16 protein-coding genes are annotated in these 20,678 nt (G+C 52.4%); 7 read left to right on the forward strand and 9 right to left on the reverse strand.

The annotated features are described in order from the left end of the window. Positions 1–45: 45 nt before the first annotated feature. From gyrB to DESAC_RS14925, 7 genes are all read left to right on the forward strand, one after another. A complete protein-coding gene (gene gyrB / locus DESAC_RS02420; protein WP_041284121.1) occupies positions 46–2,424 on the forward strand; it encodes a DNA topoisomerase (ATP-hydrolyzing) subunit B in 2,379 nt (792 codons plus the stop codon). A gap of 53 nt (positions 2,425–2,477) precedes the next feature. Next, entirely contained in the window at positions 2,478–2,888 is a 411-nt protein-coding gene (locus DESAC_RS02425) for a hypothetical protein (RefSeq protein ID WP_013705486.1), read from the forward strand. A 100-nt stretch (positions 2,889–2,988) separates the two neighbouring features. Continuing rightward, positions 2,989–3,345, forward strand: coding sequence for a hypothetical protein (locus tag DESAC_RS02430; protein ID WP_013705487.1), 357 nt, complete (start codon positions 2,989–2,991; stop codon positions 3,343–3,345). 285 nt (positions 3,346–3,630) lie between these two features. Then, positions 3,631–4,209 carry an RNA polymerase sigma factor gene (locus tag DESAC_RS02435; RefSeq protein ID WP_013705488.1) on the forward strand — a complete coding sequence of 193 codons (579 nt, stop codon included), beginning with the start codon at positions 3,631–3,633 and terminating at the stop codon, positions 4,207–4,209. Between the two features lie 310 nt (positions 4,210–4,519). After that, complete coding sequence (locus DESAC_RS02440; RefSeq protein WP_013705489.1) at positions 4,520–5,212, forward strand: DUF5752 family protein; 693 nt, start codon at positions 4,520–4,522, stop codon at positions 5,210–5,212. Then, entirely contained in the window at positions 5,196–6,419 is a 1,224-nt protein-coding gene (locus DESAC_RS02445; protein WP_013705490.1) for a glycosyltransferase, read from the forward strand. The genes DESAC_RS02440 and DESAC_RS02445 overlap by 17 nt, the downstream gene beginning before the upstream one ends. Positions 6,420–6,723: 304 nt before the next feature. Beyond that, positions 6,724–10,494: a PAS domain S-box protein gene (locus DESAC_RS14925; RefSeq protein WP_013705491.1), complete on the forward strand. Its 3,771-nt coding sequence runs from the start codon at positions 6,724–6,726 to the stop codon at positions 10,492–10,494. Between the two features lie 17 nt (positions 10,495–10,511). Here DESAC_RS14925 and DESAC_RS02455 read toward each other — a convergent pair whose 3' ends face one another. The 9 genes from DESAC_RS02455 to DESAC_RS14930 all read right to left on the reverse strand — a co-directional run bounded on the left by DESAC_RS02455 (position 10,512) and on the right by DESAC_RS14930 (position 20,512). Then, the gene (locus DESAC_RS02455) at positions 10,512–11,747 is read right to left on the reverse strand and encodes an MBL fold metallo-hydrolase (RefSeq protein ID WP_013705492.1); all 1,236 of its coding nucleotides are present in this window, start codon (positions 11,745–11,747) and stop codon (positions 10,512–10,514) included. 476 nt (positions 11,748–12,223) lie between these two features. Beyond that, positions 12,224–12,640 carry a hypothetical protein gene (locus tag DESAC_RS02460; protein WP_013705493.1) on the reverse strand — a complete coding sequence of 139 codons (417 nt, stop codon included), beginning with the start codon at positions 12,638–12,640 and terminating at the stop codon, positions 12,224–12,226. Between the two features lie 184 nt (positions 12,641–12,824). Further along, a complete protein-coding gene (locus DESAC_RS02465) occupies positions 12,825–13,250 on the reverse strand; it encodes a hypothetical protein (RefSeq protein WP_013705494.1) in 426 nt (141 codons plus the stop codon). An 80-nt stretch (positions 13,251–13,330) separates the two neighbouring features. Then, a complete protein-coding gene (locus DESAC_RS02470) occupies positions 13,331–13,669 on the reverse strand; it encodes a hypothetical protein (RefSeq protein ID WP_013705495.1) in 339 nt (112 codons plus the stop codon). Position 13,670: 1 nt separating this feature from the next. Next, complete coding sequence (locus DESAC_RS02475; RefSeq protein ID WP_013705496.1) at positions 13,671–13,907, reverse strand: hypothetical protein; 237 nt, start codon at positions 13,905–13,907, stop codon at positions 13,671–13,673. Positions 13,908–13,940: 33 nt separating this feature from the next. Then, complete coding sequence (locus tag DESAC_RS02480) at positions 13,941–14,429, reverse strand: hypothetical protein (protein ID WP_013705497.1); 489 nt, start codon at positions 14,427–14,429, stop codon at positions 13,941–13,943. Positions 14,430–14,444: 15 nt separating this feature from the next. Further along, positions 14,445–15,884, reverse strand: coding sequence for a CoA transferase (locus tag DESAC_RS02485; protein ID WP_013705498.1), 1,440 nt, complete (start codon positions 15,882–15,884; stop codon positions 14,445–14,447). Then, positions 15,884–17,374 (reverse strand): CaiB/BaiF CoA transferase family protein, encoded by a 1,491-nt coding sequence (locus DESAC_RS02490; protein WP_013705499.1) that lies wholly within the window; start codon positions 17,372–17,374, stop codon positions 15,884–15,886. Before DESAC_RS02490 ends, DESAC_RS02485 begins: the two co-directional genes overlap by 1 nt. Before the next feature lie 849 nt (positions 17,375–18,223). Beyond that, complete coding sequence (locus tag DESAC_RS14930) at positions 18,224–20,512, reverse strand: sigma-54-dependent Fis family transcriptional regulator (protein ID WP_013705500.1); 2,289 nt, start codon at positions 20,510–20,512, stop codon at positions 18,224–18,226. Positions 20,513–20,678 lie beyond the last annotated feature (166 nt).

Here is a 20,678-nt window from a genome sequence, read left to right on the forward strand (position 1 = left end):
GCTGACTAGATTTTGGTAAATTCTGAAGTTGGTTATACCGAAGAAATGCTCGACTACGGGGCTGACAATATTCGAGTGCTGGGCGGATTGGAGGCAGTCCGCCAGCGGCCGTCGATGTATATCGGCAATACCGGCCCGGAGGGGCTGCATCATCTTGTCTATGAAGTGGTGGATAACAGCATTGACGAGGCCCTGGCCGGTTATTGCAACCAGATTCAGGTCACCATCCATTCAGACAACAGCGTTACCGTGGAAGACAATGGCCGGGGTATTCCGGTTGACCTGCATAAAGAAGAAAATCTGCCCGCTGTCGAAGTAGTGATGACCAAACTCCACGCCGGCGGCAAATTTGACCATAAAACTTACCAGGTATCCGGTGGCCTGCATGGCGTTGGGGTCTCGGTGGTGAACGCCTTGTCGGAATATTTGGAAGTGGAAATCCGCCGGGATGGTAGAGTCTATCATCAGCGCTATGAACAGGGCAATACCAGTACGCAGTTGGCGATCACCGGCGAGACCAAGCGGCGGGGCACCAAGATCAGCTTTAAACCGGATGCGGAGATTTTTTCAGAAACCACCTTCAGTTATGATATTTTGGCCACCAGGCTGCGGGAACTCTCTTTTCTCAACCGCGGCGTGCGTATCATGTTGGAAGACGAACGCTCCGGTAAAAAGAATGATTTTTACTATGAAGGCGGCATCCAGGAATTTGTCATCTTCCTCAACCGTAATAAGACATTGATGCACGAACCGCCAATTTACCTGAATGGCAGCAGGGCCGAGGTCATCATTGAAATCGCTTTTCAATACAACGATACCTATAACGAACAGATTTTCACTTATGCTAACAACATCAATACGCGAGAAGGAGGCACCCACCTGAGTGGTTTTAAGGCCGGTCTGACGCGTTGTATCAATCAGTACATGGCGACCGCTGATCTGCCGAAAAATTTAAAAGAACACCTTACCGGCGATGATGTCCGGGAAGGACTCACCGGGGTGATCAGCATCAAATTGCCGGACCCGCAATTTGAAGGCCAGACCAAGACCAAGTTGGGGAACAGCGATATTAAGGGTCTGGTAGAAAATCTGGTCTATGAGAATCTGTTGACCTATTTGGGCGAGAATCCTACCATTGCCAAGCAGATTCTGGCCAAAGTGATAGAAGCGGCCCGGGCTCGGGAAGCGGCCCGACGGGCCAAGGAATTAGCCCGCAAAAAAGGCGGCCTCAGCGAACTGGCCTTGCCGGGAAAGCTGGCCGATTGCCAGGAGCGGGACCCTTCCCGACGGGAACTTTACCTGGTGGAGGGCGATTCCGCCGGCGGTTCGGCCAAGCAGGCCCGGGATCGCCGTTTTCAGGCTATTTTGCCTCTTAAAGGCAAGATCCTGAACGTCGAAAAAGCCCGTTATGATAAGATGCTGCAAAGCCAGGAAATCCGGACGCTGATTACGGCCCTGGGTGCCGGGATCGGCAAAGAAGAACAGGATCTGGAAAAGCTCCGTTATCATCGCATTATCATCATGACGGATGCCGATGTGGACGGCTCCCATATCCGTACCCTCTTGCTAACCTTTTTCTATCGGCAGATGGCAGAGCTGATCAGCCGGGGATATCTCTACATTGCGCAACCTCCTCTGTATCGTCTGACCCGCGGTAACGAAAAGATTTATCTCAAAGACGAGGGGCCGTTTCAGGACTACCTGTTGGCCCGCGGTCTGGATAAAAAAACTCTGACCTTGGGCAATTCTCAAACCATAACCAACGCCGCCTTAATTACCTATCTGAAAAAGGTGATATCTCACCAGCATTCCATGGATCGGTTTGAGAAGCGGGGAGTGGATCGTCAACTCCTGAAAAGAATTATTGATCTAGGTCTTATTGACAAAGAATTCTTGCGCCAGCGGGAGAAAATGCAAACATGGGGCGAAGCTCTCCGGTCTACAGGCTTGCAAATCCGCCTGGAAGCAGATGAGGAACATCAGGCCTGGAAGTTATTAGTTTATAACCCTGGTGTTAACGATGGAAATCCCTGGTGCGTGGATTGGGAATTATTAAGTGGCAGTGATTTTCAGACTTTGGTAAAATTACAACAGGCTCTGGCTGAGTTGCGGCAGCCGCCCTACCGGCTTCAGGAGGGGGCTAAGACATGGGAAATAGCCACCTTAGAGGAGCTGGTGCAGGTGGTCTTGAACGAAGGCCAAAAAGGTCTTAGCGTTCAGAGATTTAAAGGTTTGGGAGAGATGAATCCCGAACAACTCTGGGAAACAACGATGGACCCTGAAACCCGGACACTCCTGCAAGTCAATATCGAAGACGCCGTAGCGGCCGATGAAATCTTTACCATCCTGATGGGAGATAAAGTTGAGCCGCGTCGGGATTTTATCCAAAATAACGCTCTGGAGCTGAGCCAACTCGATATCTAACCGGCCGTTGACTAGACCAACCATTTAATCATTAAAGAGCACGGAGGCGTCAGATGAAGAGAAAAGCGAAATATCGGATCGTTACTATCCAGAGGGAAATGCTCTACGTCGGGGATGAGATGGACCACACCCTGACGCTAACTGCCATGGAAGGTGAGGCCGTCGAATACCAAAAAGGTGTAGCGGGGGAGTTTGTCTCTCGACGCAGTGTGGGCTTCCATGACCGCATCAAGGGGTCTGGACCGATGCAGGGTTATGCCGTCACCACGTTTGAGGAAGGACAGGTTTACAGCCGTTACGAAGGCCAACGGGATGCTAAAAACAAAACCACTACTGGAACTTGGAAGACCTATAAAGGCGTTGGCAAATTGAAAAACATCAAAGGACAGGGAACCTTTAAGGTGAGCAGCGGCACCAAACCCGATGAGTATATCCTGGAAATCGACGGCGATTATGAGTTATGAGGAGTGAGCCGGCAATCTGCAAGGGTTTGCACAAGACCCGGCTACAGCATCGCGCAGCCGGGTCTTTTCGGTTTTGGGGTCGATAAGAAGGAGGTATTTAATGGCGACGTGTAGTTCATGTCAGGCGATATGCGAGGAAGAGGAACTAAGAGAATACGGCGGTGAGCGTTTATGCGAAGACTGCTACATCAATCGAGTCGAGATCAGCAAGACTTGCGACCCTTGGGCGGTGCACAGCGCCAAAAGCACGCTGGCTGTTCAAGGGTTGCGGTTGACCCCAAATCAAGAAAAACTCCTGGCCCTGATCAGGGCTGAAAAAGAGGTCGATATGATCGAGGCCGCGGCCAGATTGAAGTGGAGTCAAACCGAATTGCAGCAGGAGTTCACCGTCTTGAGGCACATGGAACTGCTGCGGGGCGTCAAAAAATCGGATGGCAGGGCCATCACCCTGTTTTAATGAAAAAAAGATGGAACCGTCTTTCTTTACAAGGTTCTGACGGACCACGGAAATTATCTGTTGGTGGTACTTGCCTGTTATTCCGTGCATGAGTTATTTTTCTGTGCAAATCTCCCGGCTGTAGGGGCTTGGGCTGCTGCGCCCCTACCAGGAAATTTCCATTTCCGGGGGAGGCCAGAATCGGCCATGATTATTTCCATGCATATAATTATTGTAGTAACGCTGCTTGCTGGCCCTCCGAGCTATTTCGAGAACATCTCTATAAAGCGGCGCCGATAACCCGCCATGGATGTCGTTGATCTGGATTACGCACTTCTACGGCAGGTGGCCAAAGGTAATGAACAAGCCTTTGCAGAGCTTATGCGCCGACATCAGGACCGGGTGTATCGGCTGGCCCTGAGACTGCTCCGGCGTCCCCAGGAAGCCGAAGATGCTGCTCAGGAGGTTTTTCTCAAAGCCTTTCAACATGCCAGTCGTTTTACCCCCAGTGGTACGGTGGCTGCCTGGCTCAACCGCATAACTGCCAACCATTGCCTGAACCGATTGCGCTCCCAGGCAGTCAGAAAAGAAGTTCCTCTGGAAAGGCCTCAAGCTCAGGATGCGCCCGCCTATGATCTTTCAGAATTAGTTACCTCAAACGACGATCCTGGGGAACTTCTGGCCGGGAAAGAGTTGGCGATCAAATTACAGGAAGCGCTGTCCGCTCTGCCTGAGAATCAACGCCAGGCCCTGCTGCTCAAACGCGACGGCGATTTTTCCTACCAGGAAATTGGGGAGCTATTAGGTATTAGCGCCTCCGCCGTCGATGGCTTAATTAAACGAGCCCGGCAGAGATTAAGACAGGTGCTGGCAGAGTATTTTTAGACCATGCCGGTTGGCAGTACTGAGCCTGGACGCCCTTTTATTAACCGGAGCGTTTTGCCCCAGGGCGAAAAATGGCTTATATAAAAACAGTGAGCCGTGAGCCGTGAGCCGTGAGCCGTGAGCGGTGAGCAGAAAAAGCATTATCGTCAGCAGCCGCCGCGGTTATGTTTTCATGCTTCGTTGTAATCACCAGAAAATGCCGATTCATATGCTAGTTCATCGTGTTTGTTTTAGGCGTTTTTGATATAATGGCTTACATCCCTTTGAACAGCTCGGACATCTTACTAATTACCCTGAGAGAAGATCGACCGTGAATGATATTTTCAATCAACCGGCCCATGATCCCTTCTGGTTCCGTGACTGCTTCCTGTTGCGGATGCCGATCGGTCTGAAGGCCAGCAATCTGCGGGAGCTGTTGCAGATTCTCCGCGATGTTTCTGAAGATGTGCTGTACTACCATGTTTTTCAAGCACGTCTGGCCCTCACCGATCCGGAGGTTGAATATCCTAATGATTTCGCCCTGTGGGCCGCGGAAGCCTTGCAGGATACCAAGCTGGCAGAGAAACTCAGTTCCTTCGATCCCTTCGATTATTCCGATATGGCTCAGGTGCGGGAGGCGGTGCTGGAGATTCTGGAAGAGTATCTCTGGGATCTTCCCTACATCCCATGGGCGCGGCCGGGTTTTGAGCTATATCTCTGCCAGGCCTCCACTGCCATCATTCAGTCATTGACACCCGTCAATACCTTGACGGAATTCTGCCAGGGACTGCAAAGAATCGGTTTGGATTCATTTTATTACCATTTCTTTGAAGCCCGCTGGCGCCTCAAAGTTCACAAGGTGGACGACTTTTCCTTCTGGATCGAATATAATTTCGACCTGCCGAAACTGGTGCAGGCCATCCGGGATATCGACATTTATTTTTATAGTCTGCCTGAGTTGCGCCGGACTCTGCTGGCCCTGATCACCGAACACCTGGAGGCTGCCTGTGAGCGAACTGAGTGATTATATTCCCATTGTTGGCCAGCAAGTCATCGACCAGCTTCGGCGGCTGGCGGATCGTCTCCAAAATTCCCGTTTCGTACACGTCAACTCTACTCGCAGCGGCGGTGGGGTAGCCGAAATTCTCTCCCGGGCTGTGCCCCTGCTCAATCAACTAGGCCTGGAAACATCATGGGAGGTGATCTTCGGCGACCCTGACTTTTTTGAAGTTACCAAGGCCATGCACAACGGCCTCCAGGGTGATAAGGTCAAATTTACTCCCGCCATGACGGCTCATTATCGGGAGATCAACCGGGAAAACGCCCGACGCTTTGACTGGGAAGCGGATTTCGTTCTGGTCCATGATCCCCAGCCTGCTGCCCTGATAGAGGATCTGCGTCCCCGGGCCAAAAACTGGGTCTGGCGCTGTCATATCGATGCCTCCCGGCCACGGCTTGAGGTCTGGAAATTTCTCAGCAAGTTCGTTAAACAATATGATGCTTCTGTCTTTTCCATGTCCAGGTTTGCGCAAAACCTGGCTCATCCCCAATACATTATCCATCCTTCCATCGATCCTTTCAGCGATAAAAACCGTGAACTTACTCCTGGGGAAGTTCAGGCTGTTCTTGCCAGATTAGGTGTGGTCAACGATCGTCCGATAATCCTGCAGGTGTCCCGCTTCGATTCTTTTAAAGATCCCTTGGGCGTTATTCAGGCCTTTCAGTTAGTACGGCGCCATACCCCCTGTCAATTGCTGCTGGTGGGCGGAGAGGCTACCGACGATCCGGAAGGACCTGAGATCTTCGCCCGTGTCCAAGAGGCAGCCGCCGGCGAAACCGATATCACCTTGCTGATGTTGCCCCCGGACAGCCATTATGAGGTCAATGCCCTGCAGCGGGCCGCCGACGTCATTGTCCAAAAATCCATCCGGGAGGGGTTCGGCCTGACGGTTACTGAAGCCATGTGGAAGGGCAAACCGGTCATCGGCGGCGCCGTCGGAGGCATCGTGCTGCAACTCCGTGATTACCACACCGGCTTTTTGGTACACTCCCCAGAGGGCTGCGCCTTCCGCATCCGCTACCTCCTGCACCGCCCCGAAATGTCTCGCCGCATGGGCCGGCTGGCCAAAGAATTCGTGCGCAATCATTTTCTCATCACCAGACATATCCGTGATTTCCTCAGCCTGATGATCTTCATTAACAATCCCACCAGCCGGGTTCTCGAACTGTAGCTTCTGGACGATCCGATGCATGCCGGCCGGGGGAAAGCCGCTTTTCCCCCATCCGTTCTTTAAGCATCACTTCTCATCTGCTTGCGTCAAAATAACCGGAAAATAATTATAGACAAAAGTGATTTATTGATCATATGATTGAATAATAATTTTCAGTAGTCGGAAATTTGATGTTATCTCGAAGCTGCTGGATTATAACTTATAGCCCTGCTTCAACAATCGTTTCCATCTCTCATCCAAGCTATGAATAATTTTTCAAAGGAATAATTTCACATTCTCTTCAGGCTGAGGGCGTATAATTTGTATGAAGAAAAAACCGAATAATACAATACTTATCTTATTTGTCTTTGGCATATTTTCAGCCTGCATCATAATCGGGGGGGTCTGGTGGTACGGCAATCAGAAAAAACTGGTGCGGCAAAACTGGGAGGAAACCTTAGGTCACATCACCGAACTTAAAAGAAATCAGATCGTGGAATGGCGTCAGGATCGCCTGAATGATGCCCTGGTCATCTCGCAATGGGGTTTACTCAGTACATTTTTCCAGGATCAGGCAAGGCTCCCGGGGGAGACGCAAGAGCTGGTCTCCCGGCTGCAAACCATTTTATCCCTGGACGACTATGCCAATATTCGATTATTGAATACAAAGGGAGAGGGTATCCTCAGCATCGGTGAAAAGCATCCCGGAACGATCCATGAATCAACCCACCGGTTGTTTCAGGAAGCCTTGACCAAAAAAAAGGCGGTACTCGGCGATTTCTATCGGGATCAGGTACGCCAGACGGTTCGCCTCGATCTCATTGCCCCTGTTGCCATTCGGCGGAACCATCGAGATGAGGTAGCAGGCCTAATTATTTTCAACATCGACACCGGTAAGTTCCTCTATCCGCTGATCCAATCCTGGCTCACCCCCAGCCCCACTGCCGAGACCTTCCTAATTAAACCGGAGGGCGATGCAGTGGTGATTCTCAACGAACTGCGGCATACCAAAGGGACCCCGCTTACCCTGAGAGTTCCCCTAACCGAAAGGAGACACCCGGTTGCCCGGGCTGTAGAGGGCTGGCAGGGAGCTATGGAAGGCATCGGTTTCCGTGGTGTTGAGGTACTGGCGGTTACCAGGTCCATTCCCGAAACTCCCTGGCAGATAGTATCCAAAATCGATACCGAGGAGATGTATCAGCCGCTATATCGTGAGGCCAGATTGATCATTACCGGTGTTGTTGCCTTGATCCTGATGGTGGGGGCCGTATTGGGATGGATACTCGCCATCCAAAGAAAGTGGCATTACGAAACCCTCTATCACCTTGAACGGGAACGCCAGGCTCTCCTGTCGCATTTTGAATACCTGGTGAAATACGCCAACGACATCATTCTCCTGATGGACCAGGACGGCAATTTAATAGAAGTCAATGACCGAGCCGTGGCGGCTTACGGTTACACCCGGGAAACGTTATTGCAGCTTAATATCAGGGATATAGTGCCGGAAGCCGAGGTGCCGGCCTTATATCAGTGGAGCCAGGAGCTGTTGGCCGAGCAGGGGAAGATCTATGAAGGTTACCACCGTCGCCAGGACGGCAGCATCTTTCCTGTGGAGGTCAGCGTCAATCTTATCCAGGTGGAGGGAAGGCAGTATGTCCAGGAGATCGTTCGGGATATCAGCAATCGCAAGCAGACCGGAGCAGAGCTGGCCCTGCATACCACGCGATTACAGGCGTTGGTGGACCTCCATCAGTTGGCATCTGCCCCCCGGGAAGAGATTCTGGATTTTGGTCTGGAGGCAGTCGGCTCCACTTTGCAGAGCGAATTTTCCTTTATCGGCCTGATAAACGAGGATGAGTCAGAGATGACCATCCACCGGTGGTCAAAGCAGGTAATGGATGAATGCTCTATGGCCAATAAGCCAATCCACTTCCCGGTGGCGAAAGCGGGCAGGTGGGCGGATTGTATCAGGCTGCGGCAGGCGGTGGTGGTCAATGATTACCCGGCCCCTCATCCCGGCAATAAAGGCCTGCCGGAAGGGCATGCCCCCATCCGGCGGTTTCTGGCCGTTCCGGTGTTGGATGACCGCCGGGTGGTGGCCATGGCCGCGGTGGCCAATAAAGCTACCGATTATACTACCGATGATATCAATGCCCTGTCCTCCCTGCTCAACAAGATGTGGGAGATCTTGAGACATAGGGAGATGGCGGAGGCACTGCAGGAAAGCAATGAGTATCTCAACAACCTGATCAATTACGCCAATGCCCCTATCATCGTCTGGGACCCGGACTTCGTCGTGACCAGATTCAATCGGGCCTTCGAGCACCTTTCCGGATACAAAGCTTCGGAGGTCATCGGCCAGAAGCTGTTCTTCCTTCTGCCTGAAGAATATCAGGAGAAATTTTTAAACCAATTATCCCACGTCATGAGAGGTGAATCCTGGGAATCCCAAGAAATACCAATCCTTCGCCGGGACGGCGAAATACGAACGGTGCTGTGGAGCTCTGCTAACATCTATGGTTCGAGAGGAAACGCCATCATCGCCACCATCGCCCAGGGGCAGGATATTAGCAAACGCAAGCAGGCCGAGGAGGCCTTCCACGTCCTGGTAACCAACGCCCCTATAGGCATCTTTATCCTGCGGGGTCTTAAGTTTGTCATGGTTAACCCTGGTTTTGAAAACATTACCGGCTACAAGGCAGAGGAAATATTAGGCCGTGACAGCTTAAGCCTGGTCGTGCCGGAATACCGCAGAATGGTGCGCCAAAAGGCCTTGAAAATGCTCAAAGGCGAACTTGATCTGCCCATCGAGTTTCCCGTTATCATCAAAAATGGTGAAACAAAATGGGTTATGGAAAAAATTACTTCTACGATTTACCAGGATCAGAGGACAGCCCTAGGCTATTTTCTTGATATCAGCGAGCGCAAGAACCTGGAAAGCCAGTTTCTTCAGGCACAAAAGATGGAGGCGGTGGGCCGGTTGGCCGGCGGAGTGGCCCATGACTTCAACAACATGCTGAAAGTGGTGATAGGCTATTGCGAACTCATGAGTCGAGATCTTTCCCCGCAAGACCCATTGGTCGGATATCTGGCCGAAATCAGGAAAGCGGCTGAGCGGGCAGCTTCCCTGACAGACAAGCTCCTGGCCTTCAGCCGCAAAAAAATATCAGTCTTAAAGTTCATGAACCTTAATGACCATCTTGCCGGTATGCAAACTCTGATAGAGCGTCTTATCGGCGAAGACATTGAAGTATTGTTGGTTCTCGACCCTGCCTTGGGAACAGTGAAAACCGACCCGGCACATATCGATCAGATTGTCATGAACCTGGTCATCAACGCCCGAGACGCCATGCCTATGGGAGGGAAGCTCACTATAGAAACCGCTAACGTCTATCTGGATGAGTCTTACACCGACAGCCACTCCTACGTCATTCCCGGTCCTTATGTAATGTTGGCTATAAGCGATAGTGGCCAGGGCATGGATGCGGCAACGCGGGAAAGAATCTTCGAACCTTTTTTTACCACCAAGGAGATGGGCAACGGCACTGGTTTAGGCCTCTCAACGGTCTACGGGATTGTCAAACAGAGTGGCGGGCATATTCAGGTTTACAGCGAAATCGGGGCTGGCGCCACCTTCAAAATCTACCTGCCCCAGGTTGAGGAAGCGGTTTCTGTGGTCCCCGAGACTAAACCCACTACCCTGAATCTCCATGGTTCGGAAACGATCTTAGTGGTGGAAGATGAGGAGGTGCTTAGAGACCTGATCGATCGCAGTCTTAAGCTCTATGGCTATACGGTGCTGTCAGCTCGAAATGGCGGCGACGCCTTACTGCTCTGCGAAAATCACCCTGCCCGCATCCATATCTTGCTGACGGATGTAGTAATGCCGCAAATGAACGGACGCGACCTGGCTGGGCGTCTCAGAACCCTGCGACCGGATCTGAAGGTGCTCTTCATGTCGGGCTATACCGACAATGTTATTGTTCACCATGGAATTCTGGAACCAGAAATTTCCTTCATCCAGAAGCCATTTCGATTAACTGAACTTTTGGAAAAAATTCGGGAGATTTTAGAGGAGGAGAACAATAAGCCTTGATGGCATGGCGCGGCCTTTCATTTTGCCGTTTGTGACCGTTTTTCCAACTGCTCCTTAAACCTGCCGGAGAATTCCGTGCTAAAGGCCGGGATGTCCATGGCCTCATCGACTCGGCCGGAAAGGAATAAGGCCATGCCTTTAAAGATGTAGGCCTCTCGGACGTTGGGATGCTGTTTTAAAACACGGTCGAAGTAGGGCAGACAATCGTCGTATTTCCCCATTCCCAGGAGGGCATGCCCTTTCGCCAGCAGCGCATGGAAATTATCGGCCTGTTGGTCTAGTATCTTATCAAGGTAGGTGAGTGACTCCTCGCAGCGGCCCATGTCGGTCAGGCAGAACGCCTTGAACTGCAAGGCCCGTAAATTTTCCGGGTCGCGGGCCAGGTCTTTGTCTACGCAAAAAATGGCTTCTTCCAACAGCCCCTTTTCCACCAGTTTTTCCGCCCCCTCGATCCAGGGGATTTGGGTCTCAATGCCGATGATCTTCAACAACAGGCTTTCATAGGTCTGCTCCACCACGAACTTGCCGAGTTCGGCAACAGGAATTCCGTGTCCCGGCAGGAGGTTGACAATATCTTTCTTAAGCAGTGCTTTGATGCCATAGAGGTAATGATCCAGCCGGCCTCCGGCGTTTTCATCCGGCTTGGCCATGGCGTGCGGGAGGGATGTGTCACCGGTAATAACGGTTTTACTGGGGGCATGGTAGTAAGAAAGACCATCGATGGTATGACCTGGGGTATAGATCACTTCCCACGGCATCCCACAAAGATCCAGGATTTCGCCACCCTTGACTTCAGTGACTTGACAGCCGAACTTTTTCATTACTTCCTTTAGCTCCGCGGGGCTTTCGGGATGGAGGATCAGCTCGAAACCTCCCCCTTCGGCGAAGTGGGGGTAGGCCCGCAACAGTTCGACCGCGCCCATGGAATGATCTCGGTGACCGTGGGTCAAAACGATTTTTTTGATATCCTCGGGGCGATGGTCACGTCGGAACAGGTCCATCAAACCGGTATAATCGTTGCCGGGGTCGATGACGGTGAGATAATCGCCCTTGATGACATACACATTGGACGAGTAATCATAACCCAGTAAATAAAGGAAGTTATCGAAAAATGGGTCGGAGAAGCCATACACCTCCGAGAGGGTCAGCCAGCCTGGGTGCTGGGGTTCTTCGGCTGGCGCCTCTTCGTTTGCTTCTTGAGGTTCCTGCTCGGCCTGCAAATTCAGTTTTTCCTCGTCCTGGGCCTTTCCCATCGTGTCATCTCCTTTGCCATTGCCGGTTTCTCTATTTCTACAGATAACTATAACCGAATCACTTCCAAGTCTCAAGGTGATTGCGGGAAATCAGTCCCGATGAAGTTATAAAAGTTGCGAAAAGATTTTCGTATTCATGTTCTTAAAGACGGCGGGCGCGGCCCGCCCTGTGAGTAAAATGCCGATAAAATATCGTTTAATGGGATAGGGCGGCTTGTGGCCGCCGCAGATGTTTAACATCGGTATGGGGTGTGTGGATCATTGCATGTCTCCAAGTCTCAAGGTGATTGCGGGAAATCAGCCCTAATGAAGTTATAAAAGTTGCGAAAAGATTTTCGTATTCATGCTCTAAAAGACGGCGGGCGCGGCCCGCCCTATGAGTAAAATGCCGATAAAGTATCGTTTAATGGGATAGGGCGGCCCGTGGCCGCCGCAGATGTTTAACATGGTCGAGGATAATAATTATACGAAAGCAGCTATAACAACGACTTGACCCAGGCGGTCAATTTGGCGTTTATGCTGGCCCATTCTGCGGTATGATCCTGGCCGGTAAAGATATGGGCCAGCTCGTGGCAGAGTGTTGTAAGCCGCATTCCCGGCGGGTAAAGCATGATGAGCCGTTTTTGGTGGTCGGCTTCGGCCAACAGAAAGGTGTTGTCGCGCCAATATTTTCGGGGATCAGGGAGGTACTCTGGATCTCGCTCCAGGGACACTGGTTCCTGGCAGAAGGCGGCACAGATTTTTTGGCTCCATTCCACCAGTTCGGCAAACTCTCGCGTTTCCGTAAGCCCCACCTCGTAGCTGAAGCATTGGGAGCACCATACCTGGCTGTCAAAGACTAAATCCCCATGCTGGGCAGGATCAATGAGTTTACCGCATTTGGGGCAATGCATAGACTTACTTCACTGAGTGAATAATTTGACAATTTGCAATAAAAAATCCCCCTCCCCTTGGATAACCTCATAAGGGAGGGGGATGTGGTTCTCTTCTCAGGACCTCCTCCTTGGCTTGGCCCAGTTTTTTCGGGCCATCAAGCCCGACCGCTCAGGAACCCCGCCAGGAGATAATGCCCCTGCTCTACGGGGCAATGAAATCTACCGTGTACCCCAGTTTCATTCTTTCCATGGGCCACATCTTGGTGCTTTCTTTCTCTTCGCCAGCATAAACCGGCTGGTCGTTGATTTTCTCGATGAGCACCTCGATGAAATGGAACTCGGTGAGTTCGTATTTGACTATGGTTTCTGCGGGTATGAGGACTGCCAACCCTGATTCCTTGGAGAATTTCCAATGGAACGACTCATTGGGTTCGTGGGTCATCTGCCCGGTTTTGCCGGCAAAAACTTTAAGAAGCTTGCCGGAGATATGATCATTGGGTTTCACGTTAAATGATTCAAATAACTCATCGGGTATATGCCACCACAGGGCTCGGAATCCTGTTTTGCAGTAACCCTTGACGAGCATGGGATCGAATCCGCAGACACCAACGCGGGCCTTTGCTGGCATGCTCACTCTCCTTTTATTATAATAATCGCCTATTAGGTTGTACACCTGGCGGTTTTGCCCGACAATCCGCAGGGAAAAAATCAGGTTGCTTTCCGCCAGGTGATCACGGTCTCTTTCACAATCTTTTGCCAAAATCCTGGCTTTGCTGGGGGGGTCTCCACTTCCTTGATGAGGTTACGGAGATCTTCCACTTGGCCTTGACAAAAGCTCAGGAACTCTTGGGACTCATTGGCGGTAAGATACTCGCACTGGTACAAACGGCGGACGTATGGACAGACGTAGGTAATAATTTCTTCTTCGAATTCCTCTATGAGGAAGTCGTTATTACCATCCGGCGTTGCATCGTCCAAATACACCTTTTTCCAGTTGAGCACCATCTTTTCCATGGACTCAAGTTCCTGGCGAACGTTCTCTTCCATGCTAGGACTTTTGTTTAAAGGCGTAGCACTTTTTCACGACGTTGAAGTCGGCTACGCACCAATAATAGGGCCAGTGAATCTTCATGCACCAGCCGATGATGTCTGCTGGGGGGAAGCTGGAGCCTTTGATCACCGGTTTAAGATATTCACAATTCCAACAGATGTGATCACTTTCCTTCTCCGGCTCCAGGACCTTATCCAGGAATTGCCTCGGGGTTAGCCCTTTCGCTTCAATCATGTGCGACTCCTTTCTCTACGAACCGGAACCTATCTACCAATCTTTCACTTCTCCATTGGCGATTTTTTGCTGATATTCTTCCCAAACCTCCGGCGCCAGATTTTTCAGATCCCAGTGATAGGGGAACTGTCCGGCAATGCCGGCTGAGGCCTTTTGCGGCCGCCAGCCTCTCACCGGCCGTCCCCGGATGCTGAACTTTACCATATCAGGCACGCCCAGGTAGATATGCCGCGGCAGGCATTCAAAGGGCCGGGTTTTACCGGGAGTCCCCATAGTGATGAATGTATACCCTTCTAACGGCTTGTCGGCATACAGCGGGCTGGTATCAGGTTTGGTCCCAGCCGCCTGTTCGGTGGGTCCCTCATACATGTGGCCCTGGATCATGTGGATATAATACACCGTGCCGCAATTGGCGCAGTTAACCGTCCCCTTCCAGTTCCAGAAGCAGTAAGGGTCGAGGTAATTCACCGTGTTGCACGGCTTGCCGTCTACATCTTTTTTGCACCAGATAATATCACACACAGCGCTCTCCTCCTTTTAGATCCAGGCCTTGTCGTACCATTCCTGAACCTTGGAAATGGGATAGCCTAAGAGTTCGTGGTAGATTTTGACGTTGTCGGCACCCACCGGCCGCCAGATCCAGTAGAGTCTCCGGGGGGTCTTGGACAGCAGCCCAGCGCTGTACGTTCCATGCTGCAACACATCGCCGAACAGGGGGTCTTCCATCCAGCGGACGGTGCCCCGCTGTCTAAAGTGTTCGCATTCGTAAACCTCGCGGTCGTTCCGCACCGGTTCGGCCAGCAACCCGGCATTTTGCAACACCCTGACCACTTCGCTGCGGGACTTGTCTTTGGCCCAGTCTTCCAGTTGGGCGTAGATGTCCACCTGGGCTTCGCCTTCCACCCGGTCCTTGTGAGTCTTATAGGTGCTGTACAGATCGGGTTTTTTGATGACGTCGCACAAGGCCTTGAAGTCGGCATCCTGGAAGGCGGAGACCATGGCGTAGCGGGCCTCCAGGCGATCCTGCGGATTGACGGCATCGGGGAAGTCGGACTTGCCGCAGAGAATGATGCCGTGGACGCAGAGCTGGGTATCCCAGTTGCCCCAGCGCTGGCGGACGATGCCGAAGCGGCCATACATGGGGGCGGCATGCCCCAGGCAGCGGGTGGCGGCCTGCACCTGGGAGAACTCGATCATGGTTCCCAGGCCGGTCTTGAGCCGCCAGAGGATGGCTGCCAGGATGCCGTAGGTAATCTGGGAGCCGGAGTACCAGTCAATACACCAGTTGGAGTGCTTGGTGCAGTGGCCGCCCATGAATTCATGATGGCCGGTGACCGAAGACAACCCGGCATGGGCCTGCCCCAGGATGTCATAGGAACCGCCGAAGCACTTGGGACCATAGCCAAAGCCGCCGCCCCAGACATAGATGAACCGGGGATTGAGTTCGGCGAGGAAACGGTAGCTCTGTTTCCAGCGGTCGAAGGTGCCGGGCCGGTAGCACTCGGTGAGGCCGTCGGACATCTTGACGATGCGGTAAAAGGCCTCCTTCATCTCCGGAAGATGGTAGTCCATGCTGATGTAGTATTCATTGGGGTTGGCGTTCAGGAAGCCATACCCCGTGCCCGTCATGGGCCGGGTGTCGTGCAGCGGGTAGAGATAGGCCTCGTTGAAGGGCGAGGTGTGCTTCATGGGGTCGCCCATGCGGGGCATCTCAAACTTGATGACCTCGGCCCCCAGTTCCGCCAGGTTGGAGACGGAGTGGGGGGTGAAGATGTACATGGTGGTGCTCATCCACCGAATCCCCTTCAGAGACTCGGGTTTGCCCATCTCATGGCCCGGTGCGAAGGCGGCCCGGCAGAAATCCTCATAGGGCATCTTCATTTCGTCGAGCTCTTGTTTGCTCTTGGGGCCGTACTGCTCCTCTAAGGGAGTGTCTATCAGGTGCTTATATTGCTGTCTTTCTTCTTTGGTGGTCATTAGATTACCCCCTTTTCCTTGAGCTCATTAACCCTGGTCTGGCCAATGCCGCAGTACCGCTGCATCACCTCATAGGTATCAAAACCCAAGGGGCGGCCCATCACCTTGACCCGGTGGGGCGTCCGCATCTGGTAGTTGTTGGGAGACACCGAGAAGAGGATGGTGCCGTAATGATCGGTGTCGATGGTGCAGACCCAGGGGCGATACTTGAAGTGGGGGAACTCGGAAACTTCGTCGATGAACAGAATCGGCCCGGCGGCGATTTCGTATTCCATCAACTTCTGTTCCGCCTCGATGCGGTTAATGTCCCTCAGCCAGCGGGTGGTCAGCGTGTAGGTCTTAATCAACATGGCCAAAGCGTTTCTGGCCCCCATCTCTTTGAGGATGGGATCTTCGTGGATCAGACGTCCGAACTGCGGGAAGTCCCGCTCGATGCACATACCGATGCGGTACCACAGACGGTCGGTCTGCCCGCCGATCATCATGTAGCCGTCCCGGCAGGGGTTCCACTCATACTGGTTCAGGTTGGGGTCCCAGGCGCCGGTGCGGGCCTTGATGGAGCCATTGAAGCCGTACCAGCCGATGTCGAAGTCCAGGATGTCCATCTGGCTTTCAGCCCCGGTCACTTCGATGAACTGGCCCTCGCCGCCCAGCGCTTTTAGCCAATACAGGGCCGCCAGCATGGAATTGGCCGCCTGTTCCCCGGCGACGTAGTCGGCGAACCAGACGCCGGACCGGCAGGGGTCGCCGCCCTTGCCGCGGGGACACTGATCCTGGGGAAAGCCGGTATTGTGCACGAAAGAGTTGGCGCAGCCGCCAAAGGGCTCCAGGGTCCACTGACCATACTTGGATACTTTGTCTTTATAAGGACCCCAGGTGCCTCGCACCGCGATGTTGCAATACACGAGGTTGGGGTAGATCTTTTTAAAGTGGCGGTAGCCCAGCCCGAGGCTATCCATATAGCCGGGAGGCATCTCATCGATAATGCCGTCCACCTGGCCGGCCAGGTTCTGATAGATGGCCCGGCCTTCTTCGGACTCCAGATTCAGGGTGACGGATTTCTGACCCCGCATTTCATGGAGAAAGTCTATGCCGCACTTTTCTCCGGTGAACTTGTCGGCCAGCATGTACTCTTCCCGACCGAAGGGGGTGAGCTTCCGGAGGGGGTCGCCCTCAGGGGGTTCTATGTTAATGACTTCGGCCCCGGCCTCGCACAAGAGGGCGGCGCAGAATTTGTTTCCTAATCTCCATTGGCCGCAGCACAGAAACCGATATCCCTGCAGGGCTTCCGGTTTGCCAAAGGCATACTCATACCTCAGATTGTCCTCGCACCATTTACCGAAATCCTCCGCCTTCCGTTTGGCATAGGTATTGGCCATCACCCATTCGGCATCGGGCGGTGGCGTTACCGGCCACGGGCGGATGTCGGGATTCATCAAATCCATGGTGTCAGCCCGACTGTTGATTTCAATGTCCCTTTTTTCTGCCATATTAAGACCTCCCATTTTGCTCTCTTGAGACTTGAACGACTTGAACCATGACTTCAACAACTTGAACACGAAGGTCCTCCTTATATCACAACCACCTCAACACGCTCACTGCACTGTATGGCCCATGCCACTCCCTTACCTGAGGGCGCAAAATATTCCGCACCAGGTTATGCTATCCGAGGAGCGGAAAAAGACGCCTCACCTGAAAGGCTGTCTTCTTTGGCCCGGTCACCTCCTTTCCGAGGAATTGATTTTTTCCATGTATATAATTCATAGGAACCTCATTGTCCCCATGTTGAAGGTTACCGGCCCACCTGGGGCTGGCCGCTGTCTTTAGTTGGTTTAGCCATGAAAGGATCCCTGTCGTGACAAGCTCTTTACCATATTCCTAGTCGATCATCGTAGGCCATCTACAAGAAACTCTTACAACCACGCCGTCCGAGGGGCTCTACCTAACTGGGCCTAGCCCACCCTGGCGTCATCCTGACAACGAACTTTCACCTCCTTCCCACTTTCAATACTTTGTGCCGTATAAAAAACCCGACCAGTGACTCTATAATCTTTCCCGAGCTAGGCGTCGGTGAGGTTGCTCCTCAGCATGATATTACAAGAATCCTGCCGTAACGCCGAAATCTGCCCAAGATTTTTATCTATAGTTATTCTTGCAATATAATTAGTGAGTTGTAATAATTCAGAAAAATTTTCGGCCGACGCCAAGGGTGCGCTGCCGCAGGCTGTATTGTATGAATTATGACCCTGATTCATGTATACCGCCGTACCAAAAGGAAATTCTTTGAATTGCCCTATAATTTTTAAATATGTTCAAAATAAGACCCCCTTGTTTTTATTTTAAACAACAGCGGCAAGGGGGGCTAGATTATAGCGGCGGATTTTACTGTAGAGGGTGCTGCGGCTAAGTTTCAAACGGCGGGCGGCATCATGTTTGTTCCAATTGGATTCTTTCAGCACCCGCAGGATCAGGCGGCGTTCCTGCTCAGCCAGAGAGGTAGAGACGGTTTCCTCGGGTTTATCTTTGAGGAAGCGGGGCAGGTGTTTGCGGCCGATGACATCGCCTTGGCAGACAATGACCGCGTGGCTGACGGCGTTTTCTAGTTGACGGACGTTGCCCGGCCAGTCGAAGTCCATGAGCACCTGCAAAGTGTTGGGGGAAAAACGCTGGATCTGTTTACCTTCTTTGGCGTTAAATCGCTCCAGGAAATGTTGGGCCAGCAGGGGGATGTCTTCTTTACGTTCCCGCAGCGCCGGCAGTGGAATGGAAATAACATTCAGGCGATAGTAGAGGTCTTCCCGGAATCGGCCGGCCTCTGCTTCCTTATAGAGGTCTTTATTAGTGGCGGCCAGAATCCGGACATCAGCCATGATCGTATCTTCACCCCCGACTCGCTCGAAACAGTGATCCTGGAGGAAACGGAGCAACAGAATCTGCGTGGCGGCAGCGATATCGCCGATCTCATCCAGAAACAAGGTCCCGCCCTGGGCTCGCTCGATCCGGCCTTTCTTCTGTCGGATGGCTCCGGTGAACGCCCCTTTTTCGTGGCCAAAGAGCTCGCTCTCCAGCAAGGTGGGAGAATAGGCGGAGCAGTTGGCCACAATGAACGGCCCCTTCCGCCGATGGCTGCGCTCATGAATCGCCCGGGCCACCAATTCTTTACCGGTGCCGTTCTCGCCGGTGATAAAGACAGTGGCGTCGGAGCCGGCCACTAGATCGATAAGTTCGTAAACTTCCTGCATCTTACCGCACTGGCCGATGATCTCGCCGTAAGAGGCGCGTTCGCTGACCTTCTGCAATAAACAGCGAATCTCCGCCTCCCGCACGACGAGCTGTCGGATATAACCGGAGATTTGGGCAAAGAGGGTCTGAAAAAAGCGCAGATCATCGAGGGCATAATCCAGCGCGGTATTCGACCCTAATAGAAAAAATCCGATACACTGATCCGGAGTCATCAGCGGCAGGCCAAACCAGGAGGGATAAGACGCTACGGCCTGGCGCAGTTGCGGGGGCACTGAATTATTCTGGGTTTTGGTAATAATCTGGCTGTTTTTGATTTTATCCAGATAGTGCAGGAGATCGGCAGCAGCCTCGCCCTTCTCCAACTGCCGCAGCATCCGTCCCAACGGCGCGGCAATTTTGGTCGGACAATCATCTAATGTTAGAAAAGCATTTCGGCCGGAATCCAGGATGAGAAAGATGGGTTCGGCGTCGGTGAAGATTTTGCGGCTGATGTCACGGATGTAGTTGAATATTTCGGGCAGGGAGCCCTTGGCGTTTACCTGGCGGGAGATTTCGAGGAGTGTCTCCAACTGGTGCTGGGTTTTCTGCAGCTCCCAGGCCTGGGCCGCCAAGGCGTCTTTCGCGGCCCGTAATTCGGTCTCCACCTGTTTTAACTGTGAAATATCGGTGACGATACCGATGGAGCCGAAAAAATCGTTGCCCACCATTAAAGGGGTGATGGATACCAAGCAGTGCAGGGGAGAACCATCTCTGCGATTAAGCCTCAGCTCCTGGGCCAATGGAAGTCCCTTGCGATTCTGATTGAATTGAGCCTTGCCGCGAATGCGCGTCTCTTCGTCCATCAGACTGCACAGGGTGCGCCCTAAAAATTCTTCCGGGGTATAGCCCAACATCTGGGCCAGACACTCATTGGCAAAGGTGAAACGGGCCTTATAATCCAGGATGAAGATTCCCTCCCGGGCCATTTCGACGATTGTGCGGTACTTCTCTTCCGAGGTCCGAACTTGCAGCTCCAAACTCTTACGTTCAGTAATATCCTGGCTATGTTCAAAGGCCTGGATAACATTACCATCAGCGTCTTTAACCGGATGCGAACGCACCTCAAAGTGCCTCTGGCTGTTATCCGGCAAGGTCAGGAGGATTTCCCTGGTCCGGGGCTCGCCCGTAGCAAAGATCTCCTTGATGTGACAATCTTCACAGATATCGAGGCGATTATACAAAACTTCGTAACATCGACGGCCGATGAGATTGTGCGAAGGGCGTTGAAAGGTGGCAGCAAATGCCGGATTGACCATCAGGATGCGGTAATCGCGTCCATAGACAACAAATGGATCGGTGACGCTGTTAAAGATACGCACGAGAGAAGCTTCAGTTAGCTGGGTCATACAAAATGCTCCTTCTTACGCTACTGATTCGCAGCAGCATCACTTAACCCAGACTTCCATGTGGGATTGAGCGCACAGTTCAGTATGGCATCTAGAGATGAGAAGCAGCGGCACGATATCGCGATGTGTTCCTACATGAGATTAACTACTCCGATTAACAGATATT

This window comes from Desulfobacca acetoxidans DSM 11109, assembly GCF_000195295.1.
Classification (GTDB): domain Bacteria; phylum Desulfobacterota; class Desulfobaccia; order Desulfobaccales; family Desulfobaccaceae; genus Desulfobacca; species Desulfobacca acetoxidans.

Coding starts and splice junctions, on each gene's coding strand:
- gyrB (WP_041284121.1), top strand. CDS start 46: ATGCTCGACTACGGGGCTGACAATATTCGAGTGCTGGGCGGATTGGAG.
- DESAC_RS02460 (WP_013705493.1), bottom strand. CDS start 12,640: ATGCATTGCCCCAAATGCGGTAAACTCATTGATCCTGCCCAGCATGGG.
- DESAC_RS02455 (WP_013705492.1), bottom strand. CDS start 11,747: ATGGGAAAGGCCCAGGACGAGGAAAAACTGAATTTGCAGGCCGAGCAG.
- DESAC_RS02430 (WP_013705487.1), top strand. CDS start 2,989: ATGGCGACGTGTAGTTCATGTCAGGCGATATGCGAGGAAGAGGAACTA.
- DESAC_RS02490 (WP_013705499.1), bottom strand. CDS start 17,374: ATGGCAGAAAAAAGGGACATTGAAATCAACAGTCGGGCTGACACCATG.
- DESAC_RS14925 (WP_013705491.1), top strand. CDS start 6,724: ATGAAGAAAAAACCGAATAATACAATACTTATCTTATTTGTCTTTGGC.
- DESAC_RS02470 (WP_013705495.1), bottom strand. CDS start 13,669: ATGGAAGAGAACGTTCGCCAGGAACTTGAGTCCATGGAAAAGATGGTG.
- DESAC_RS02435 (WP_013705488.1), top strand. CDS start 3,631: ATGGATGTCGTTGATCTGGATTACGCACTTCTACGGCAGGTGGCCAAA.
- DESAC_RS02425 (WP_013705486.1), top strand. CDS start 2,478: ATGAAGAGAAAAGCGAAATATCGGATCGTTACTATCCAGAGGGAAATG.
- DESAC_RS02475 (WP_013705496.1), bottom strand. CDS start 13,907: ATGATTGAAGCGAAAGGGCTAACCCCGAGGCAATTCCTGGATAAGGTC.
- DESAC_RS14930 (WP_013705500.1), bottom strand. CDS start 20,512: ATGACCCAGCTAACTGAAGCTTCTCTCGTGCGTATCTTTAACAGCGTC.
- DESAC_RS02465 (WP_013705494.1), bottom strand. CDS start 13,250: ATGCCAGCAAAGGCCCGCGTTGGTGTCTGCGGATTCGATCCCATGCTC.
- DESAC_RS02485 (WP_013705498.1), bottom strand. CDS start 15,884: ATGACCACCAAAGAAGAAAGACAGCAATATAAGCACCTGATAGACACT.